Source organism: Sphingopyxis sp. PAMC25046 (assembly GCF_004795895.1).
Lineage (GTDB): Bacteria > Pseudomonadota > Alphaproteobacteria > Sphingomonadales > Sphingomonadaceae > Sphingopyxis.
Map to the genome: position 1 here is coordinate 2,411,993 of NZ_CP039250.1, position 15,250 is coordinate 2,427,242.

Annotated in this window: 13 protein-coding genes; 2 read left to right on the forward strand and 11 right to left on the reverse strand. The window is 66.2% G+C overall.

Annotated elements, in window-relative coordinates; translation table 11 throughout:
- Positions 1-28: 28 nt before the first annotated feature.
- From E5675_RS11245 to tpiA, 8 genes are all read right to left on the reverse strand, one after another.
- A complete protein-coding gene (locus E5675_RS11245) occupies positions 29-505 on the reverse strand; it encodes a glutathione peroxidase (protein ID WP_136174596.1) in 477 nt (158 codons plus the stop codon).
- Positions 506-532: 27 nt separating this feature from the next.
- The gene (locus E5675_RS11250) at positions 533-1,210 is read right to left on the reverse strand and encodes an ABC transporter ATP-binding protein (protein WP_136174597.1); all 678 of its coding nucleotides are present in this window, start codon (positions 1,208-1,210) and stop codon (positions 533-535) included.
- Positions 1,203-2,453 carry a lipoprotein-releasing ABC transporter permease subunit gene (locus E5675_RS11255; RefSeq protein ID WP_136174598.1) on the reverse strand — a complete coding sequence of 417 codons (1,251 nt, stop codon included), beginning with the start codon at positions 2,451-2,453 and terminating at the stop codon, positions 1,203-1,205. Before E5675_RS11255 ends, E5675_RS11250 begins: the two co-directional genes overlap by 8 nt.
- 359 nt (positions 2,454-2,812) lie before the next feature.
- Complete coding sequence (locus E5675_RS11260) at positions 2,813-4,057, reverse strand: hypothetical protein (protein WP_136174599.1); 1,245 nt, start codon at positions 4,055-4,057, stop codon at positions 2,813-2,815.
- A 50-nt stretch (positions 4,058-4,107) separates the two neighbouring features.
- On the reverse strand, positions 4,108-4,791 hold the full coding sequence (locus E5675_RS11265; RefSeq protein WP_136174600.1) for a Crp/Fnr family transcriptional regulator: 684 nt from the start codon (positions 4,789-4,791) through the stop codon (positions 4,108-4,110).
- 26 nt (positions 4,792-4,817) lie between these two features.
- Positions 4,818-6,449 carry a CTP synthase gene (locus E5675_RS11270; RefSeq protein WP_136174601.1) on the reverse strand — a complete coding sequence of 544 codons (1,632 nt, stop codon included), beginning with the start codon at positions 6,447-6,449 and terminating at the stop codon, positions 4,818-4,820.
- A gap of 107 nt (positions 6,450-6,556) precedes the next feature.
- Positions 6,557-7,000: a preprotein translocase subunit SecG gene (gene secG / locus E5675_RS11275; protein WP_136174602.1), complete on the reverse strand. Its 444-nt coding sequence runs from the start codon at positions 6,998-7,000 to the stop codon at positions 6,557-6,559.
- Positions 7,001-7,187: 187 nt separating this feature from the next.
- A complete protein-coding gene (gene tpiA / locus E5675_RS11280) occupies positions 7,188-7,937 on the reverse strand; it encodes a triose-phosphate isomerase (RefSeq protein WP_136174603.1) in 750 nt (249 codons plus the stop codon).
- Positions 7,938-8,114: 177 nt separating this feature from the next.
- Between tpiA and E5675_RS11285 the strand changes: the two genes are divergently transcribed.
- The gene (locus E5675_RS11285) at positions 8,115-10,061 is read left to right on the forward strand and encodes a peptidylprolyl isomerase (RefSeq protein WP_247594583.1); all 1,947 of its coding nucleotides are present in this window, start codon (positions 8,115-8,117) and stop codon (positions 10,059-10,061) included.
- Positions 10,062-10,068: 7 nt separating this feature from the next.
- Positions 10,069-11,586 carry an anthranilate synthase component I gene (gene trpE, locus E5675_RS11290; protein ID WP_136174604.1) on the forward strand — a complete coding sequence of 506 codons (1,518 nt, stop codon included), beginning with the start codon at positions 10,069-10,071 and terminating at the stop codon, positions 11,584-11,586.
- Positions 11,587-11,627: 41 nt separating this feature from the next.
- Here trpE and E5675_RS11295 read toward each other — a convergent pair whose 3' ends face one another.
- The 3 genes from E5675_RS11295 to E5675_RS11305 are packed head-to-tail and all read right to left on the reverse strand — an operon-like array spanning position 11,628 to position 15,211.
- The gene (locus E5675_RS11295) at positions 11,628-13,019 is read right to left on the reverse strand and encodes a HAMP domain-containing sensor histidine kinase (protein ID WP_136174605.1); all 1,392 of its coding nucleotides are present in this window, start codon (positions 13,017-13,019) and stop codon (positions 11,628-11,630) included.
- Positions 13,016-13,939: a hypothetical protein gene (locus E5675_RS11300; RefSeq protein WP_136174606.1), complete on the reverse strand. Its 924-nt coding sequence runs from the start codon at positions 13,937-13,939 to the stop codon at positions 13,016-13,018. Before E5675_RS11300 ends, E5675_RS11295 begins: the two co-directional genes overlap by 4 nt.
- A gap of 57 nt (positions 13,940-13,996) precedes the next feature.
- A complete protein-coding gene (locus E5675_RS11305; RefSeq protein ID WP_136174607.1) occupies positions 13,997-15,211 on the reverse strand; it encodes a hypothetical protein in 1,215 nt (404 codons plus the stop codon).
- Positions 15,212-15,250: the final 39 nt, after the last annotated feature.

Here is a 15,250-nt window from a genome sequence, read left to right on the forward strand (position 1 = left end):
ACAGTGACAGCGGTGATTCTGCCAAGGCTTAACCCAGCAGTTCCTCGATCTCTTTGCGCAATTGCTCGGGCTTCGTCGTCGGCGCGTGGCGCGACACCGTCTTGCCGTTCCGGTCGACGAGGAATTTGGTGAAATTCCACTTGATGCCGCTGCCGAGCAGGCCGGTCTTTTCCTTCTTCAGATGTTTGAAGATCGGATCGGCATCGTCGCCGTTGACGTCGATCTTGGCCATCAGCGGAAAGCTCACATCATAGGTCAGCGAACAGAAATTCCTGATTTCCTCGGCGTCCCCCGGCTCCTGCGCGCCAAACTGGTTGCACGGGAAGGCGAGGATTTCGAACCCGCGATCCTTATAGTCGCGATACAGTTCCTCCAGCCCCTCATATTGCGGGGTGAAGCCGCATTTCGATGCGGTGTTGACGATCAGCAGCACCTTGCCGCGGTAATCGGCCAGCGACTGCGTCCCGCCGCCGGGCAATTTCGCCGAAAGATCGTAAAGCGCCATATTCGGTCCCCTCCTGCCGGCGTCAGCCTACGCCTCGATATGCCCTTCGTGCAAGCGAAGCACGCGGTCCATCTTGGCCGCCAGCCGCTCGTTATGCGTGGCGACAAGCGCCGCCGAGCCATGATCGCGCACGAGACCGACGAACTGGTCGAACACGCGGTCGGCGGTCGCCTCGTCGAGATTGCCCGTCGGCTCGTCGGCGAGCACCAGCAAAGGCCGGTTCGCGAGCGCGCGCGCCACCGCGACGCGCTGCTGTTCGCCGCCCGACAGCTTGCTCGGCTTGTGATGGAGCCGCTCGCCCAGCCCCAGCCGCCCGAGCAGGTCGGCCGCGCGCTCCTCGGCTTCCGCCTGCCCTGCGCCGCGGATCAGCTGCGGCAGCACGACATTCTCGATCGCGTTGAAATCGGGCAGCAAATGATGGAATTGATAGACGAAGCCGATCTTCTCGCGCCGCGTCTTCGTCCGCTCGCCCTGCTCGAAGCGCGTGACGTCCTCACCGTCGATCCGGATGACGCCCTCAAAGCCGCCCTCAAGCAGGCCGACCGCCTGTAGCATCGTCGACTTGCCCGAACCCGATGGCCCGAGCAGTGCGACGATCTCGCCGCGCCGCAGCGAGGCGTTGACGCCGCGCAGCACTTCGATCGTGACCTCGCCTTGGCGGAAGCTGCGCTTCAGCCCCACCAGTTCCAGCGCGACATCATTCATAGCGCAGCACCTGCACGGGGTCGGTATTCGCCGCCTTGTATGCGGGATAGAGCGTCGCGAGGAAGCTGAACACGATCACCATGATCACGATCGCGGTGATCTCGACCGGATCGGGTTTCGACGGCAATTCGGTGAGGAAGCGGATCGACGGATCCCACAGCGGCTGACCGGTCAGAAACTCGACCCCGCGCAGCACACCCTGGCGGAAATAGAGCAAGGAGAAACCGACGATCATCCCGGCGATCGTACCCGCGACACCGATCGACAGCCCGATCGCCATGAAGATGCGCATCACCGCGTCGCGCGGCGCGCCCATCGTCCGCAAAATCGCCATGTCGCGCGTCTTGGCGCGCACGAGCATGATCAGCGACGAGATGATGTTGAACGACGCGACGAGGATGATCAGCGACAGGATCACGAACATCGCGACGCGCTCGATCGACAGCGCCTCGAACAGGCTCGCGTTCATCGATCGCCAGTCGGAGACGACCGCGCGCGCCGCGAGCTTTTCGGCGAGCGGCTGCATGATCTTGCCTACGCGGTCAGGGTCCTCGGTCTTGACCTCTATCATCTGCACCGCATCGCCGGTGAGCAGCAGCAGCTGCGCATCCTCCATTGGCATAACGATATAGGCCTTGTCGAAATCATAGACGCCGATCTCGAAAATCGCCGTCACGCGGTAGCTGATTTCGCGCGGCACCGTCCCGAACGGCGTCGAGCGGCCCTGCGGATTGATGATCGTGACGTTCGACCCGACCTGCGCGCCCAGATTGCGGGCGAGTTCGCTGCCGATCGCGACATTGCCCGAACCCGCGGTCAGGGTGGCGAGGCTGCCCTGCAGGACCTTTCCGCCCAGCGTCTTGTTACTCCGGATGTCGGGCACCGTCATGCCGCGCACCAGCACGCCCTCGACCCGCCCGCTGAAGGTCGCAAGCAAGGGCTGTTCGATCAGCGGGGTTGCCGAAACGACGCCTGGCGTCGCCTTCGCCTCTTTCAGCACGCCCTGCCAATCGTCGATCCGCCCGCCGAATCCCTGGACGACCGCGTGGCCGTTCAGCCCGACGATCTTGTCGAACAAGTCGCTGCGCACGCCGTTCATCACGCTCATCACCACGACCAGCGCCGCGACACCGAGCATCACCGCGGTGAAGCTGAACGCCGCCGCGACAAAGATGAACCCCTCGCCGCGCTGCGGAAGCAAATAGCGTTTGAAAATGGTGCGCTCGTATGGACGCAGGATCATGAAGCGATCGGCCTTTGCGGCGCATGTGTAGTGACACGCATAACGCCGCTTTAGGCAGGTCAAACACCGCTGGCAATGGGCGCCAGCGCTACGTCAAACCCCAAATCATTATAGGAATGTGTTGCCCATAGGTCACAGCGGCCCGCAAAATCGGGCCCAATTGGCCATGAGAGGGTGACAAAGCCGCCCCCGCGACCTACCCCAAGGCTTCTGGTTCAACGCGGCCCAAAGGCCCGGCTCCAGGGAGTGCAGGCCTTTCGCCAGGCCTGCAACAAGGGGGATGGCGATGTTCGTCACAGGCGCCCGGGTCTCGCAAAACGAGGCCCGGGCGTTGTGGTTCCGGCTGAACTTCAGCAAACTTACCCTGCAGCTCCATTCAGGCGCTCGCAGCCCTGCGCCTTCGAAAGCGCGGCATTAAGGGCCGTATCGCGGCCATTGCGCCAGTCTTCAATCGTCTGCTCAACCTGAAGATCGGGCATTACGGCCGTTTCGCCGACCGCGCCGAACCGATAGCGGCGCTGCGCCGCCGACACGCGCAAGCCCGAATTTGGCAGGGTGAACCATCCATTCTCCTGATATCCGTTCGGCTTCGCCCCCGCCGGCAAGCCGACGACTGTCGCTTCGGTTTCCCGGCGCATATCGGTGACATTCGTCATCGCGGCGGAAAATGTCATGGGCCCGGTCAGGACGAACAGGCAGCCTCCCCTATTCAACTGCGATCGCTTCCACGCGGGATAAACGATATTCTGCCGTCCGGCAGGCAGCGAGCCGCCGCCATTTTTTCGAAAATCGATCACCAACGCGCGTGCCTGGGCCTTGTCGATGGCGGCCCAGACACCCGGGCTATCTTCCTTCAGCGCGTGGTAACTCGCAAAATCGAGGTAGGCGACGTCGCCCAGCATGCTGAGTTTAAGCCCGCGTGCGCCCGCGTCTACGGTCGGCTGGCCGTCGCGGCCGATCGTCACAAAGGCGGGTTGTGCCGACGGGGCGTAGGGCTCCAGCCTCAAATGCACTCGCCTATCATCCGGCGCTTCTAAGGTGAAAGTCGCACCGGCCATACGGCGCACGATACCCATGGCGTGCAAGGGCTCGGCCTGCGTCAAAAGGCCGGCGACGACATGGCGTTCATGCCAGCGATTCTCATTGCGCGGCACCAAAGCCATCAATTTTTCGACGGCCTTATCGACAGCAACGCCATCGATCGCGACCAGCCTGTCTCCGAGCCTTGCGGCGTTTGCCGAAGTCGACCGTGTGACAAGGAAATCGCCTTCGATAAACCGAACCTCGATCGGGTAGCGAGCATAGATATTGGAAACGGCGATGAAGGTGTGACCGTCCCCTATCGCGGCAGCGATCCTATGCAGCGCAATAAGCATCACCTGGTTTTCGGCTTTGGCCGTACGCTTCGCTTCGTCGGCAAGCCGGAGAACCTCCGCCCGCGACACGAAATTCCAGGGATCGCGATGGTTTTTCTCGAGCCCCGCAACAAGCGCATCGACATCTTCGCGCCACTGCTCGGCGGTGAGTTCGGGGATAGCTTTCGCCCAACATGGCGTGCCCAACCCGAACATTATCGATGCCACCATCAAGAGCCTAGCGAACATCAGATACCTCCAGCCAAGCCAATGTTTTTTGGAAGACCCGGCAAACCCGCCTACCCCTCGCTCTCGCTAATATCCTCGAGCATCTCCGCATCGAGCACGCGCACGCGCCCCTGTTCGAGCGAGATCACCCCCGATTCCTCCCAGCTCTTGAGCTGGCGGTTGATATGCTCGCGGCTCATGCCCGCGAAATTGCCCAGTTCGGTCTGGCTCAGCTCGACGCGCTGCGACGCGTCGATATCCTTGCGAATCAGCCGTTTCAGATAGCGTGCGAGGCGCGGGCCCGAGGCATAGGCGCGGTCGCTCTCGATCGTCTGGTCGGCGGTGCGCAGCCGTCGCGCGAGCTGCTGCATCAGCGACCAGGCGAATTCGGGATGGCTTGCGGCAAAATCCTTGAGCGCGTTGCGTCCGAGCTGCAGCGCGCTGCCCGCGCTGGTCGCGGTCACCGATGCGGTGCGCTCGCCGCCGTCGAGCAGCGCGATCTCGCCGAGAACCGCACCCGGCTCGGCATAGGCGAGCACGATTTCGCGGCCGCTTGAGGTCAGCATCGACACCCGCGCCGTGCCTTCGGTCAGGATCAGCATCATGTCGCCCGGGTCGCCCTGGACGAGCAATTCCTTGCCCTTGACGAAATTGACCTGCACCGCGCGGCGCGCGATTTCGGCCCAATCGTCGATCGTCAGGCCGGAAAAGATACTGTCGGGGCCCTGCAATTCGGCGAGTTTCGCGTGATCCATCTGCCCCTGCACCCCTTTACGTCGTTCTAAACCAGCCGGCTCTGCTTCACCGCCGCTTCGATGAATCCCGCGAACAAGGGATGCGGATCGAACGGCTTCGACTTGAGTTCCGGGTGGAACTGCACCCCGATAAACCACGGATGGTCCGGGCGCTCAACGATTTCCGGCAGCATGCCATCGGGCGACATGCCCGAAAAGACCAGCCCGCCCTTTTCGAGTTGCTCGCGATAGGCGCCGTTGACCTCGTAACGATGGCGGTGGCGCTCGCTGATGTCGTTCGCGCCATAGACGCTCGCGACATGGCTGTTCGGCGACAGCTTCGCTTCATAGGCACCGAGGCGCATCGTGCCGCCCAGATCGGTGTCGGCGCCGCGTTTCTGCAGGCCTTCGTCGCTCATCCATTCGGTAATCATGCCGACGACGGGCTCGCCCGTTGGCCCGAATTCGGTGCTCGACGCGTCGGCGATCCCGCTGGTGTTCCGCGCGCCCTCGATGCACGCCATTTGCATGCCGAGGCAGATGCCGAAGAAGGGCACCCCGCGTTCGCGCGCGAAACGCACGCTCGAAATCTTGCCCTCGGATCCGCGCTCGCCGAATCCGCCGGGCACGAGAATGCCGTGCATCGGCTCGAGATTGGCGGCGAGATCCTCGTCGCGCTCGAACATTTCGGCGTCGAGCCAGCGGATATTGACCTTGACCCGGTGCGCCATGCCGCCATGGACCAGCGCTTCGTTCAGCGACTTATACGCGTCGGGCAGCGACACATATTTGCCGACAACGCCGATCGTGACCTCGCCTTCGGGATGCTGCTTGCGGTCCATGATGTCGTACCAGCGCGTCAGATCGGGCGCAGGCGCGTCGTGGATGCCGAACGCATGCAGCACTTCGGCGTCGAGTCCCTCGCCATGATATTGCACGGGCACCGAATAGATGCTGTCGGCGTCGAGCGCCGGGATCACCGCTTCCTTGCGGACGTTGCAGAATTGCGCGATTTTTGCGCGCTCGGTCTCGGGCAGCGGCTTTTCGCAACGGCAGAGCAATATATCGGGCTGGACGCCGAGCGACGCCAGTTCGCGCACGCTATGCTGCGTCGGCTTGGTCTTCAGCTCGCCGGCGGCGGCGATATAGGGTACCAGCGTGACATGGACCGAGATCGCATTGTCGCGTCCGACCTCGTTCTTGAGCTGGCGGATCGCTTCGATGAAGGGCAGCGATTCGATGTCGCCGACCGTGCCGCCGATTTCGCACAGTACGAAATCGAGGTCGTCGGTCTCGGCGCGCGCGAATTCCTTGATCGCGTCGGTGACGTGCGGGACGACCTGCACCGTCGCACCCAGATAGTCGCCCCGGCGTTCCTTGGCGATGATGCCCTGGTAAATGCGGCCCGAGGTGACATTGTCGCTCTGCCGCGCCGCAACGCCCGTGAAACGCTCGTAATGGCCGAGGTCGAGGTCGGTCTCGGCCCCGTCGTCGGTCACATAGACCTCGCCGTGCTGATAGGGCGACATCGTGCCCGGATCGACGTTGAGATAGGGATCGAATTTCCGGATACGGACGCGATAGCCACGCGCCTGCAACAAGGCTGCGAGGCTAGCCGCCATCAAACCTTTGCCAAGCGAGGAGACCACGCCGCCGGTGATAAAAATGAACCGCGCCATGGGAGGAAAGACTTACTCAACGGGAGGGGGACGGCGCAAGCCGTCGAATCGCTTGCCGCGGAAAATAATTCCGCCGTGCGGGTTTGGTCGGAGGCCGAAGCCGCCGGTTATTTCTTGGCGGGGGGCGCCTGCGCGGGAGCCGGAGCGGCTTCCTGGCTTGCCGCCGCGGCGGCGGCAGCCGCCAGCGGATCGTCGCTCGCCGAGACGGGCGCCGCATTTGCGGGCGCTTGCTGTGCCGGGCCTGACAGCGACGAGGACGGGGCCGCACCGCTCGTCTGCGCCGATTTCGACAGCGAGGTGTCGATCGTCGAACCGCTGCGTCCGACCGAGGCCATCGCCGCGAGCAGAATCGAGAGGGCAACGAACGCCGTTGCGAGAACGGTCGTCGCGCGGGTCATGAAGTCCGCCGCGCCGCGCGCCGACAGCAGGCCGGCGGGGCTGCCGCCGACACCCAGACCGCCACCTTCCGACTTCTGCATAAGGATGACGCCGATCATCACCGCGGCGACAAGTGCCTGCAGAACGAGTATGAAGGTGAAAAGGCTGGACATCGTGATTTCCCGAACTCGCACGGCCTCACACGGACCGCGCCCGCGGCGCACATAGAGACGAAGCGGCTTGGCTTCAACCCATACGTCGCCTCGGAAACAATCCGTCGCCCCCGCGAAGGCGGGGGCCGCTGGACAGGTAGCGCAAGGCCGATTGCGGCCCCCGCCTTCGCGGGGGCGACGGAATGGATCAACCCACGGCCGCTCCCGCCGCCACGATCGGCACGAACTTCGCCGCCGTCAGGCTTGCCCCGCCGACCAACGCGCCGTCGACGTCGCCCGCGCCGAGCAATTCGGCGGCATTGTCGCCATTGACCGATCCGCCATAGAGAATGCGCATTTCTTCTGCCGCTCCACCAAACCGCGCGGCCAGCGCCCCGCGGATCGCGCCGTGCATCGCGGCGACATCGGCGAGCGTCGGCACCAGCCCTGTTCCGATCGCCCAGATCGGCTCATAGGCGATGGCGAGGCGCGCCGGATCGAACGCATCGGGCACCGAACCGGCGATCTGAGCCAGGACATGCTCGATCGCCCCGCCCGATTCGCGCACCTTGCGCGGCTCACCGACGCAAAGGATCACCGCCAGTCCAGCGGCCAGCCCCGCTTCTGCCTTGGCGCGCACGTCGGCGTCGCTTTCGCCGAACCCTTCGCGCCGCTCGCTATGCCCGACGATCACCAACTGCGCGCCAATGTCGGCCAGCATCGGCGCCGCGACCGACCCCGTGAAGGCGCCCGAAGCCGCGCTGTGGCAATCCTGCCCGCCGACCGCCGCGCCCGGCGCTGCGGCGACCATCGGCCCGATCAGCGTAAAGGGCGGGCAGAGGGCGACGTCGACGCCGTCATGCTCCGCCGCCGCAGCGAAGATCGCCCGTGCCTCGGCAACGGCGTCCGACAATCCGTTCATCTTCCAGTTGCCGACCACATATTTGCGCCGCGCCATCTACTCGCCTCTCCGACTGTTCAAACCTTGGCATCGCCCCTAGCGGCGCGCGGGCGACATAGGCAAGGCGTGTCGCACGCCACAAAACCCCATCCAGCCTTGATACCGCACCGCCTCGCGCCTAAAGCAGCGCGCAATCGCGCTTACCCGCGCCCTGCCGGAAAGAATGCCCGCTTCATGATTACCGCCATCCGCGCCATGTTTTCCTCGACGATAGGCAAATTCCTCGCGCTCGCCTTCGTCGTGCTCGTCGGGGTCGCCTTTGCGCTCAGCGACGTCACCGGCAACTCGACCTTCGGCGGGATTGGGGGCGCCAATGTCGCGAAGGTCGGCGGAGAGAATATCGGCGTGGGCGAACTGCGCGATCGCGTCCGTCAGGCCTACAACCAGGCGCGGCAGGACCAGCCCGGCCTGACGATGGCGGCTTTCGTCGAATCGGGTGGCATCGACCAGGTGCTCGATCAACTCGTCGAAGGGGCCGCGTTCGACCAGTTCGCGACCGAAATGGGCTTCGGCGTCAGCAAGCGGCTGATAGACGGCCGCATCGCCGACCTGCCTGCTTTCGCGGGTGTGTCGGGCAAGTTCGACCAGACGGTGTTCGAAAACTTCCTGCGCCAGAACGGCATCAGCGAGGCGCAGCTTCGCCGCGACCTTCGCCAGCAGCTCCTGGTCGAACAGCTCGCCGCGCCGATCGCGCAAATGCCGCGCATCGCGCTTGGCATGGCGCAGCCCTATGCCGCGCTTCTCCTCGAACAGCGCCGCGGCCAGGCGACCTTCATTCCCGCCAGCCCCTTCGCACCGACCGCCGACCCCGGCGACGCGGCGCTCCAGACCTTCTTGTCGCAGAACAAGGCGAAGTTCACCGTGCCCGAGCGCCGCGTGATTCAATATGCTCTCTTCGACCGCAACGCCGTGCCCGTTCCCGCCGTCACCGATGCCGAAATCGCGAAGATTTATAAAGACAATGCCGCGCAATATGGCGCGAGCGAAACGCGCCGCTTCGCGCAGGTGATCCTCCCCGATCAGGCGGCGGCGAACGCGCTTGCCGCAAAGGTTCGGGGCGGGACCTCGCTCTCCGCAGCGGCGCAAGCGGCGGGGCTTTCGGCCTCGACCACCGGCGACCTGACCGAATCGGCCTACGCAGCAACGACCAGCGCCGCCGCCGCGAAGACCGCGTTCGCGGCGCGGCGCGGGGACCTCGTTGGCCCGACGCAGACCGGCCTCGGCTGGACTGTCGCGCGCGTCGAGGAGGTGACCGCCAAGCCCGCACGCACCCTGGCCCAGGCGAGCGAAGAAATCCGCGCCGAACTCGCCAAGAACAAGGCGAACGAAGCGATCGTCGATTATTACAATGCGATTCAGGATGCCGTGAACGGCGGCGCGTCGGTCGAGGAAGTCGCTGCCGACCGCAAGCTCCAACTCGTCGAAACTCCCGCGCTGCTGCCGAGCGGCCGCGCACCGGAGCAGCCCGCCTTCGCACCCGCGCCCGAACTCGCTCCGCTCGTCGCACAGGCCTTCCAGGCCGCGGGCGAAGGCGAAGGCCATATCGCGACGATCGTCGAGAATGAGAAATTCGCCGTCTACGCGGTAAAATCGATCGTCGCCGCCGCGCCGCCGCCTTTCGCCCAAGTCCGCGCCGACCTGCTCAGCGAATGGCGCTTTGCCGAGGGGCAGAAGGTCGCTCGCGACAAGGCGCGCGCGATCGTCAAGGCGGTCGAGGGCGGCAAGAGCCTGAATGAAGCGGTCGCCGCAGCAGGTCCGAACATCGGCAGCGTGCAGGCGATCGGCGGCCGCCGCGCCGAGCTCGGCGCCGACGGCAAGCCCGTTCCGCCCGAACTCGCCCTGCTCTTCTCGATGGCGAAGAACAGCGTCAAGACGCTCGAAATCCCGGGCAATCGCGGCTGGATGGTCATCGCGCTCAACGATGTGCAGCGTCCCGATCCGAAAGCGATCGAGCCGCAGCGCGTCGCCGCGATCGCCCAGCCGCTCGCCCCCGCCTTCGGCAACGAGTTGATCGAACAGCTTGCCGCAGAAGCGAAGCGCCGCGTCGGCGTGACGATCAACAAGGATCTCGTCGCCCAGCTGCGCGCCGAACTCACCGGCAACGCGCCGGTCGTCGAATAAGCCGGAGATGTCGCTGGAGGGCAGAGCCGCGGCGCTCGAGGCGCTGGCGCGGGGTCGCGGCGCGGTCGTCTGGCAGCGCCTCATCGCGGATGTCGAAACCCCCGTCTCGGCGGCGCTCAAGCTCATCGAGCCGGGACGCGGCGACTGGGTGCTCGAATCGGTCGAGAGCGGCGAAACGCGCGGACGCTACAGCCTGATCGGGCTCGACCCCGACCTGATGTTCGAGGCCACCGGCGACGCCGCGCGGATCAACCGCGACTGGCGCAGCGACCGCGCAGCCTTCGCTCCGCTCGAAACCGGCGCGCTGCAGGCGCTTCGCGACCTCGTCGCCGAATGCCGCTTCGACGTGCCCGAGGGACTGCCGAAGGCGCTCGCGACGCTCGTCGGCTTCTTCGCCTATGAAACGATCGGCCTCGTAGAACGCATCCCGCGCGCGCCGGGCGCCGGCCTCGGCCTGCCCGACATGATATTCGTGCGCCCCACGGTGATCCTCGTCTTCGACCGCCTCGCCGACGAACTCTTCCTGATTGCGCCGATCTGGCCCGACGCGAAAGGTGCGATCGACCGGATGATCGACGCCGCACAGGATCGTCTCGACACCATCGCCGCGCGCCTGTCGAGCGCCAGCGCGCACGCCGATCGCGCGACGACCGCGACGCTGCCCGATGCGATCGCCGCCAACCCCTCCACCACGCCCGCGCATTTCGCCGAAATGGTCGCCGCGGCGAAGGACTATATCGCCGCGGGCGACATTTTCCAGGTCGTGCTGTCGCAGCGTTTTTCGACCCCGTTCGATCTGCCGCCCTTCGATCTTTATCGCGCGCTCCGCCGGGTGAACCCTTCGCCCTTCCTCTATTTTCTCGACCTGCCCGGCTTCGCGCTGATCGGCTCGTCGCCCGAAATCCTCGTTCGGGTGCGCGACGGAGAGATCACGATCCGCCCGATCGCCGGCACGCGCCCACGCGGGCGCACGAGCGCCGAGGATGTCGAGAATCGCGACAGCCTGCTTGCCGACCCCAAGGAACGCGCCGAGCATCTGATGCTGCTCGACCTCGGCCGCAACGACGTCGGCCGCGCGGCGGTCGGCGGATCGGTCACCGTCACCGACAGCTATACCGTCGAATATTACAGCCACGTCATGCACATCGTCTCAAACGTCATCGGCCGCATCGCGCCCGGCAAGGATGCGATCGATGCGTTATTTGCCGGCTTCCCCGCGGGCACGGTCAGCGGCGCTCCCAAAGTGCGTGCCTGCCAGATCATCGCCGAACTCGAAGCCGACGCGCGCGGGCCCTATGCTGGCGGCGTCGGCTATTTCGCGCCCGACGGCAATATGGACAGCTGCATCGTGCTGCGCACCGCGATCGTAAAGGATGGCGAAATGCACGTTCAGGCCGGCGCAGGCATCGTCGCCGACAGCGACCCCGCCTATGAACAGCGCGAGTGCGAGGCCAAGGCCGGCGCGCTTTTCGCGGCCGCGCGCGAAGCGGTGCGATTGGCGGGGACGCCGGGCTACGGGCAATAGGGCGCGGGCCGGGATGCGTTGCTTCGCAGGATGAGGGCTTACTACCGGTTGCGGACGTCCCTTATATCGTTATCCCGCACCGGCAGGCTCAAGGTGAACCGTGCCCCCTGCCCCGGCGCGCTGTCGACGGTAAGATCGCCGTCCATCGCACGCGCCAGACGGCGCGCGATATAGAGGCCCAGTCCCGACCCGCCGCTGTCGGTGCGACCGAGCCGCTCGAACTTTTCGAACACCACTGCCTGCTGCTCGGCGTCGATGCCCTGCCCCTGGTCGGCGACGGTTACCGTTGCGCGGTCTTCTTCGCGGTCGACGCGGATCCATATCTGCGAATTGTCGGGCGAATAACGGATCGCGTTGCCGAGCAGGTTGAGCAGCACCTGCAGAACGCGGCGAAACTCGCCATAGGCCGGCGCCCGGTCGTCGGTGCGCGGCGCGTCGATGCGGATGCCCTTTTCCTCGGCCTTCATGGCGAGCAGGCCCACGGCGCGGCGGGCCAGATCGCCGAGGTCGATCTCGTCGCGCGCCGCCTTGAAGCCGGGTCGCTCGATATTCTGGAGGTCGGCAAGATCGTCGACGAGGCCGAGCAGGTGCCGCCCGGCGTGCGCAATATCGCCGGCGTAGCGCGCATAATCGGCGCGTATCGGTCCGTCGAACTGGCCCGAAATCGTCTCGGCCGTCGCAATAATGCGGCTCAATGGCCCGCGTAGAGCGCCGTCGATGCGGCGCCCGAACTGCGGGTCCGACAGCGGCAGCGATCCGAAGGCCGGATCGACGATCGCCCCGGGATTCCTTTGCCGAGCCGCGGGCTGCGTCTCGGCGGCGACCGCGTTGCCGCGAAAGCCCGTGAAGCGCCCGGTCGCGTCGAACAAGGCCTCGCCAGCGAGCGTCATCACCATTTGCCCCGTCCGGACGCGCTGGCCGTCGAAGCGCGCCTGTCGCGCCAGCGCGCGCAGCACGGGAAAACGGCCGTCATCGTCAGGCTGCAGCTCGAACAATTCGGAAAGCGAGCGCCCTTCCCAGCCTTCGGGCACCGGCGGGGCATCGGCCGCCGCGCGCAGCGCGACGATACGCAATTGCTGGTCGCATTCCCATGCCCAGCTTTGCGGAACCACGGCGCCGTCGGCAATCGGCGGCGTCTGCGGTTGGCTCAGCGGCCGGGTGCGCCAATCGGTGATCTCGAGGCTCGCGCCGTCGGCGTCCGGGGTGATGCGGACGAGCGCGTGGATGTCGCTATGGTCGTCGGCCGCATATAGCGGCCTACTGATGTCGCGATGCAGCCGCTGTGCCAGCGTGACGAGGCGCGCGAGGTGCGGTAGTGCGAGCGGCTTGTCGAGTCCGGCGCCCGCGCGCTGTTGCAGGCGCAGTAGCGGCGCGTCGGCGCTCACCAGCGCGCCCGACCGGTCGATCCGGCCCCGGATGACGCGCTCGTTCATTGTGCGCGCTCCGTGCTTGGACAGTCGCTATGGTCGCCGTCGCCCACGGCGCGCGCCGGCAGCATCGCCAGCGATGCCTCGATCGGCGCCAGCGCCAGTCGATCGAGCCGCAGCGGCGCGAAAAGCGAGGGCAGCGCCGCGCTCTCGGCGGTCAGTAGCGCGAGCGCCATGTCGTCATAGCTGCGGCGATGCGCCGCCGCCGCGAGCGCGATCAGCACCGGCCAATCATGCCGTGCGATCGCCGCCGCCGCCGCATCGGCGGCGTCGACGCCCAGCGCTTCGTGGTAAGCCCGTCCCGCGTCCGCGATCCCGCTTTCGGTCGCTTGGCGCTCTGTTTCGGCGCGCACGGCGTCGCCCAGCTTGGCGGCGCGCTTCGCGTCCTTGCTTACCTGAGCCAGCCGCCACGCTGCGATGTCGAGCAGCAGCGCCCGGAAGGTCTCGCTATCGAGGTCGGCGATCGCGATCGCCGGATTGCCGAATGCGTCGAACCGCCGGCGGTCGGCGATCTGCAACTCCAGATAGGCTTGTTCGACATCGGACAGTGCTTCGCCGGCGGGGAGACCTTCGTCGTTCGCCGTTTCGGGTTCGGACAGCAGCGGCGGCGGGCTGCTGCGCTGTGTCGATTGCTCGCGCCAGCGGTGCTCCTCGACGCGCGCGAAACAGACGCCCGCGAGTCGGGGTGCGGAGGGCAGTCCGCCGCGAAGCCACTCATTCCATAGAGCTGCGGGATCGATCGCGGGATCGAGCCGCGCAGCGATGTCCATGACCATCCGCCGCGCGATGCCCAGCGCCAACGCGCGCTGTTCTTCGGTCAACCGGCCCACCGCAGGCGCGGTCAGATAATCCGCCAGCTCGTGCAGGCGCGCCGACAACGTCGGCGACGGCGGGTCGATGCCGGGGGAGAGGACCGGTTTACTCATGCGCGTCCGCCAATATCAGCATGACGTTAATAGGCCTTAAACCTTGAAGACTGTTGTTTACCGCGCCTCGGGACGACGTGCGAGACGGAGCCACAGCATGATCTGGAGCAGCGCGAGCAGCGGCAGGATCGCGAACATCAACGGTGCAAAGCCGAACAGCAGCGCTGGGGCGAGCAATATCCATGCTTCGTCCGCGTCGGGAAGCAGCCAGTGAAAGCGTCGCCGCTCGCCCGAATCCTCGTAGAGCGCGCGCGCCAGCAGGATTGCCGCGGCGAGGCATGGCGCGAGCGCGGCTTCCGAAAAGGGCGGCATCTTGTGTCCGGGCCCAGCGAGCGACAGCAGCCAGGGAAAAATCGCGAGCAGCACCCATGCAAAAGAGCGGATGATGTCGCGCGCCCGGTCCTGAGCGGCGCTTTCGGCGCGAAAGGCCGACAGGAAACGCATCGCCGCCAGCCCCAGCCCGCCGAGGATCGCGACAAGCGCGCCCGCCGCCGCGAGCCCGCTCGCGGCGAGCAGCGCGACCGCCACCCATAAGAGCGCGGTGACGTGGGGCAGATAGCGCGCGGTCGCCGGCGATTTGACGAGCAGCGGCCCGGCCAGCCGGATGACCGGCATCATGATCGCCGAACGGCCGAGCCCCATGCCGCCATATTCGACCTGTTGCAGGCTCGATTGCTCGATCAGCGCCGCGGTCGGGCGATCGGCGACGATCGCGATCTCGCCCTGCTCGAACAGGGCGGGCTCGCAATAGAGACGCCGCGCGCCCGCCTGCACCGCGAGACGCAGCAGGGTCAGCATCATGTCCCATTCGCCCGGCATCGCCGCGAGTTCGGCGACCATCGGCTGCGAGATCGAGGCGAGGCCACCCCAGCGCCGCGTCGCGTCGATCCGCTCGAACGCCTGCGTCAGCATCGTGTCGCCGGTGACGAGGATCGCGGGAGATCCGGGCTTCGCGATCGCCGCATAATGCGTGCCACCGGCGCGGAGGCCGTCGGCGACGAGGATGATCCGGTCGTCGGCCTCGACCAGCGGGACGAGGTCGCTCGCCGCGCGTACCGGAGTCACCTTGATCCCGCGACGGCGAATGCGGTCACAGGTCGCGAGTAGTTCGGCGGGAACTGTGGCAACCGCGACCGCGATATGCGTCACCCCGACGTCGGCCAAGCGCGCCGCCTGGCGTTCGATCAGCGTCTCGCCGGCGACGGTGACGAGCGCGCGCAGCGACCCGTCGGGCAGCGTTTCGGAAGCACCGACCAGCGCGATCAGGGCCATCGGCGCCAGCTTTTCTCGGCAGCGGTCATCGCGGTGAAG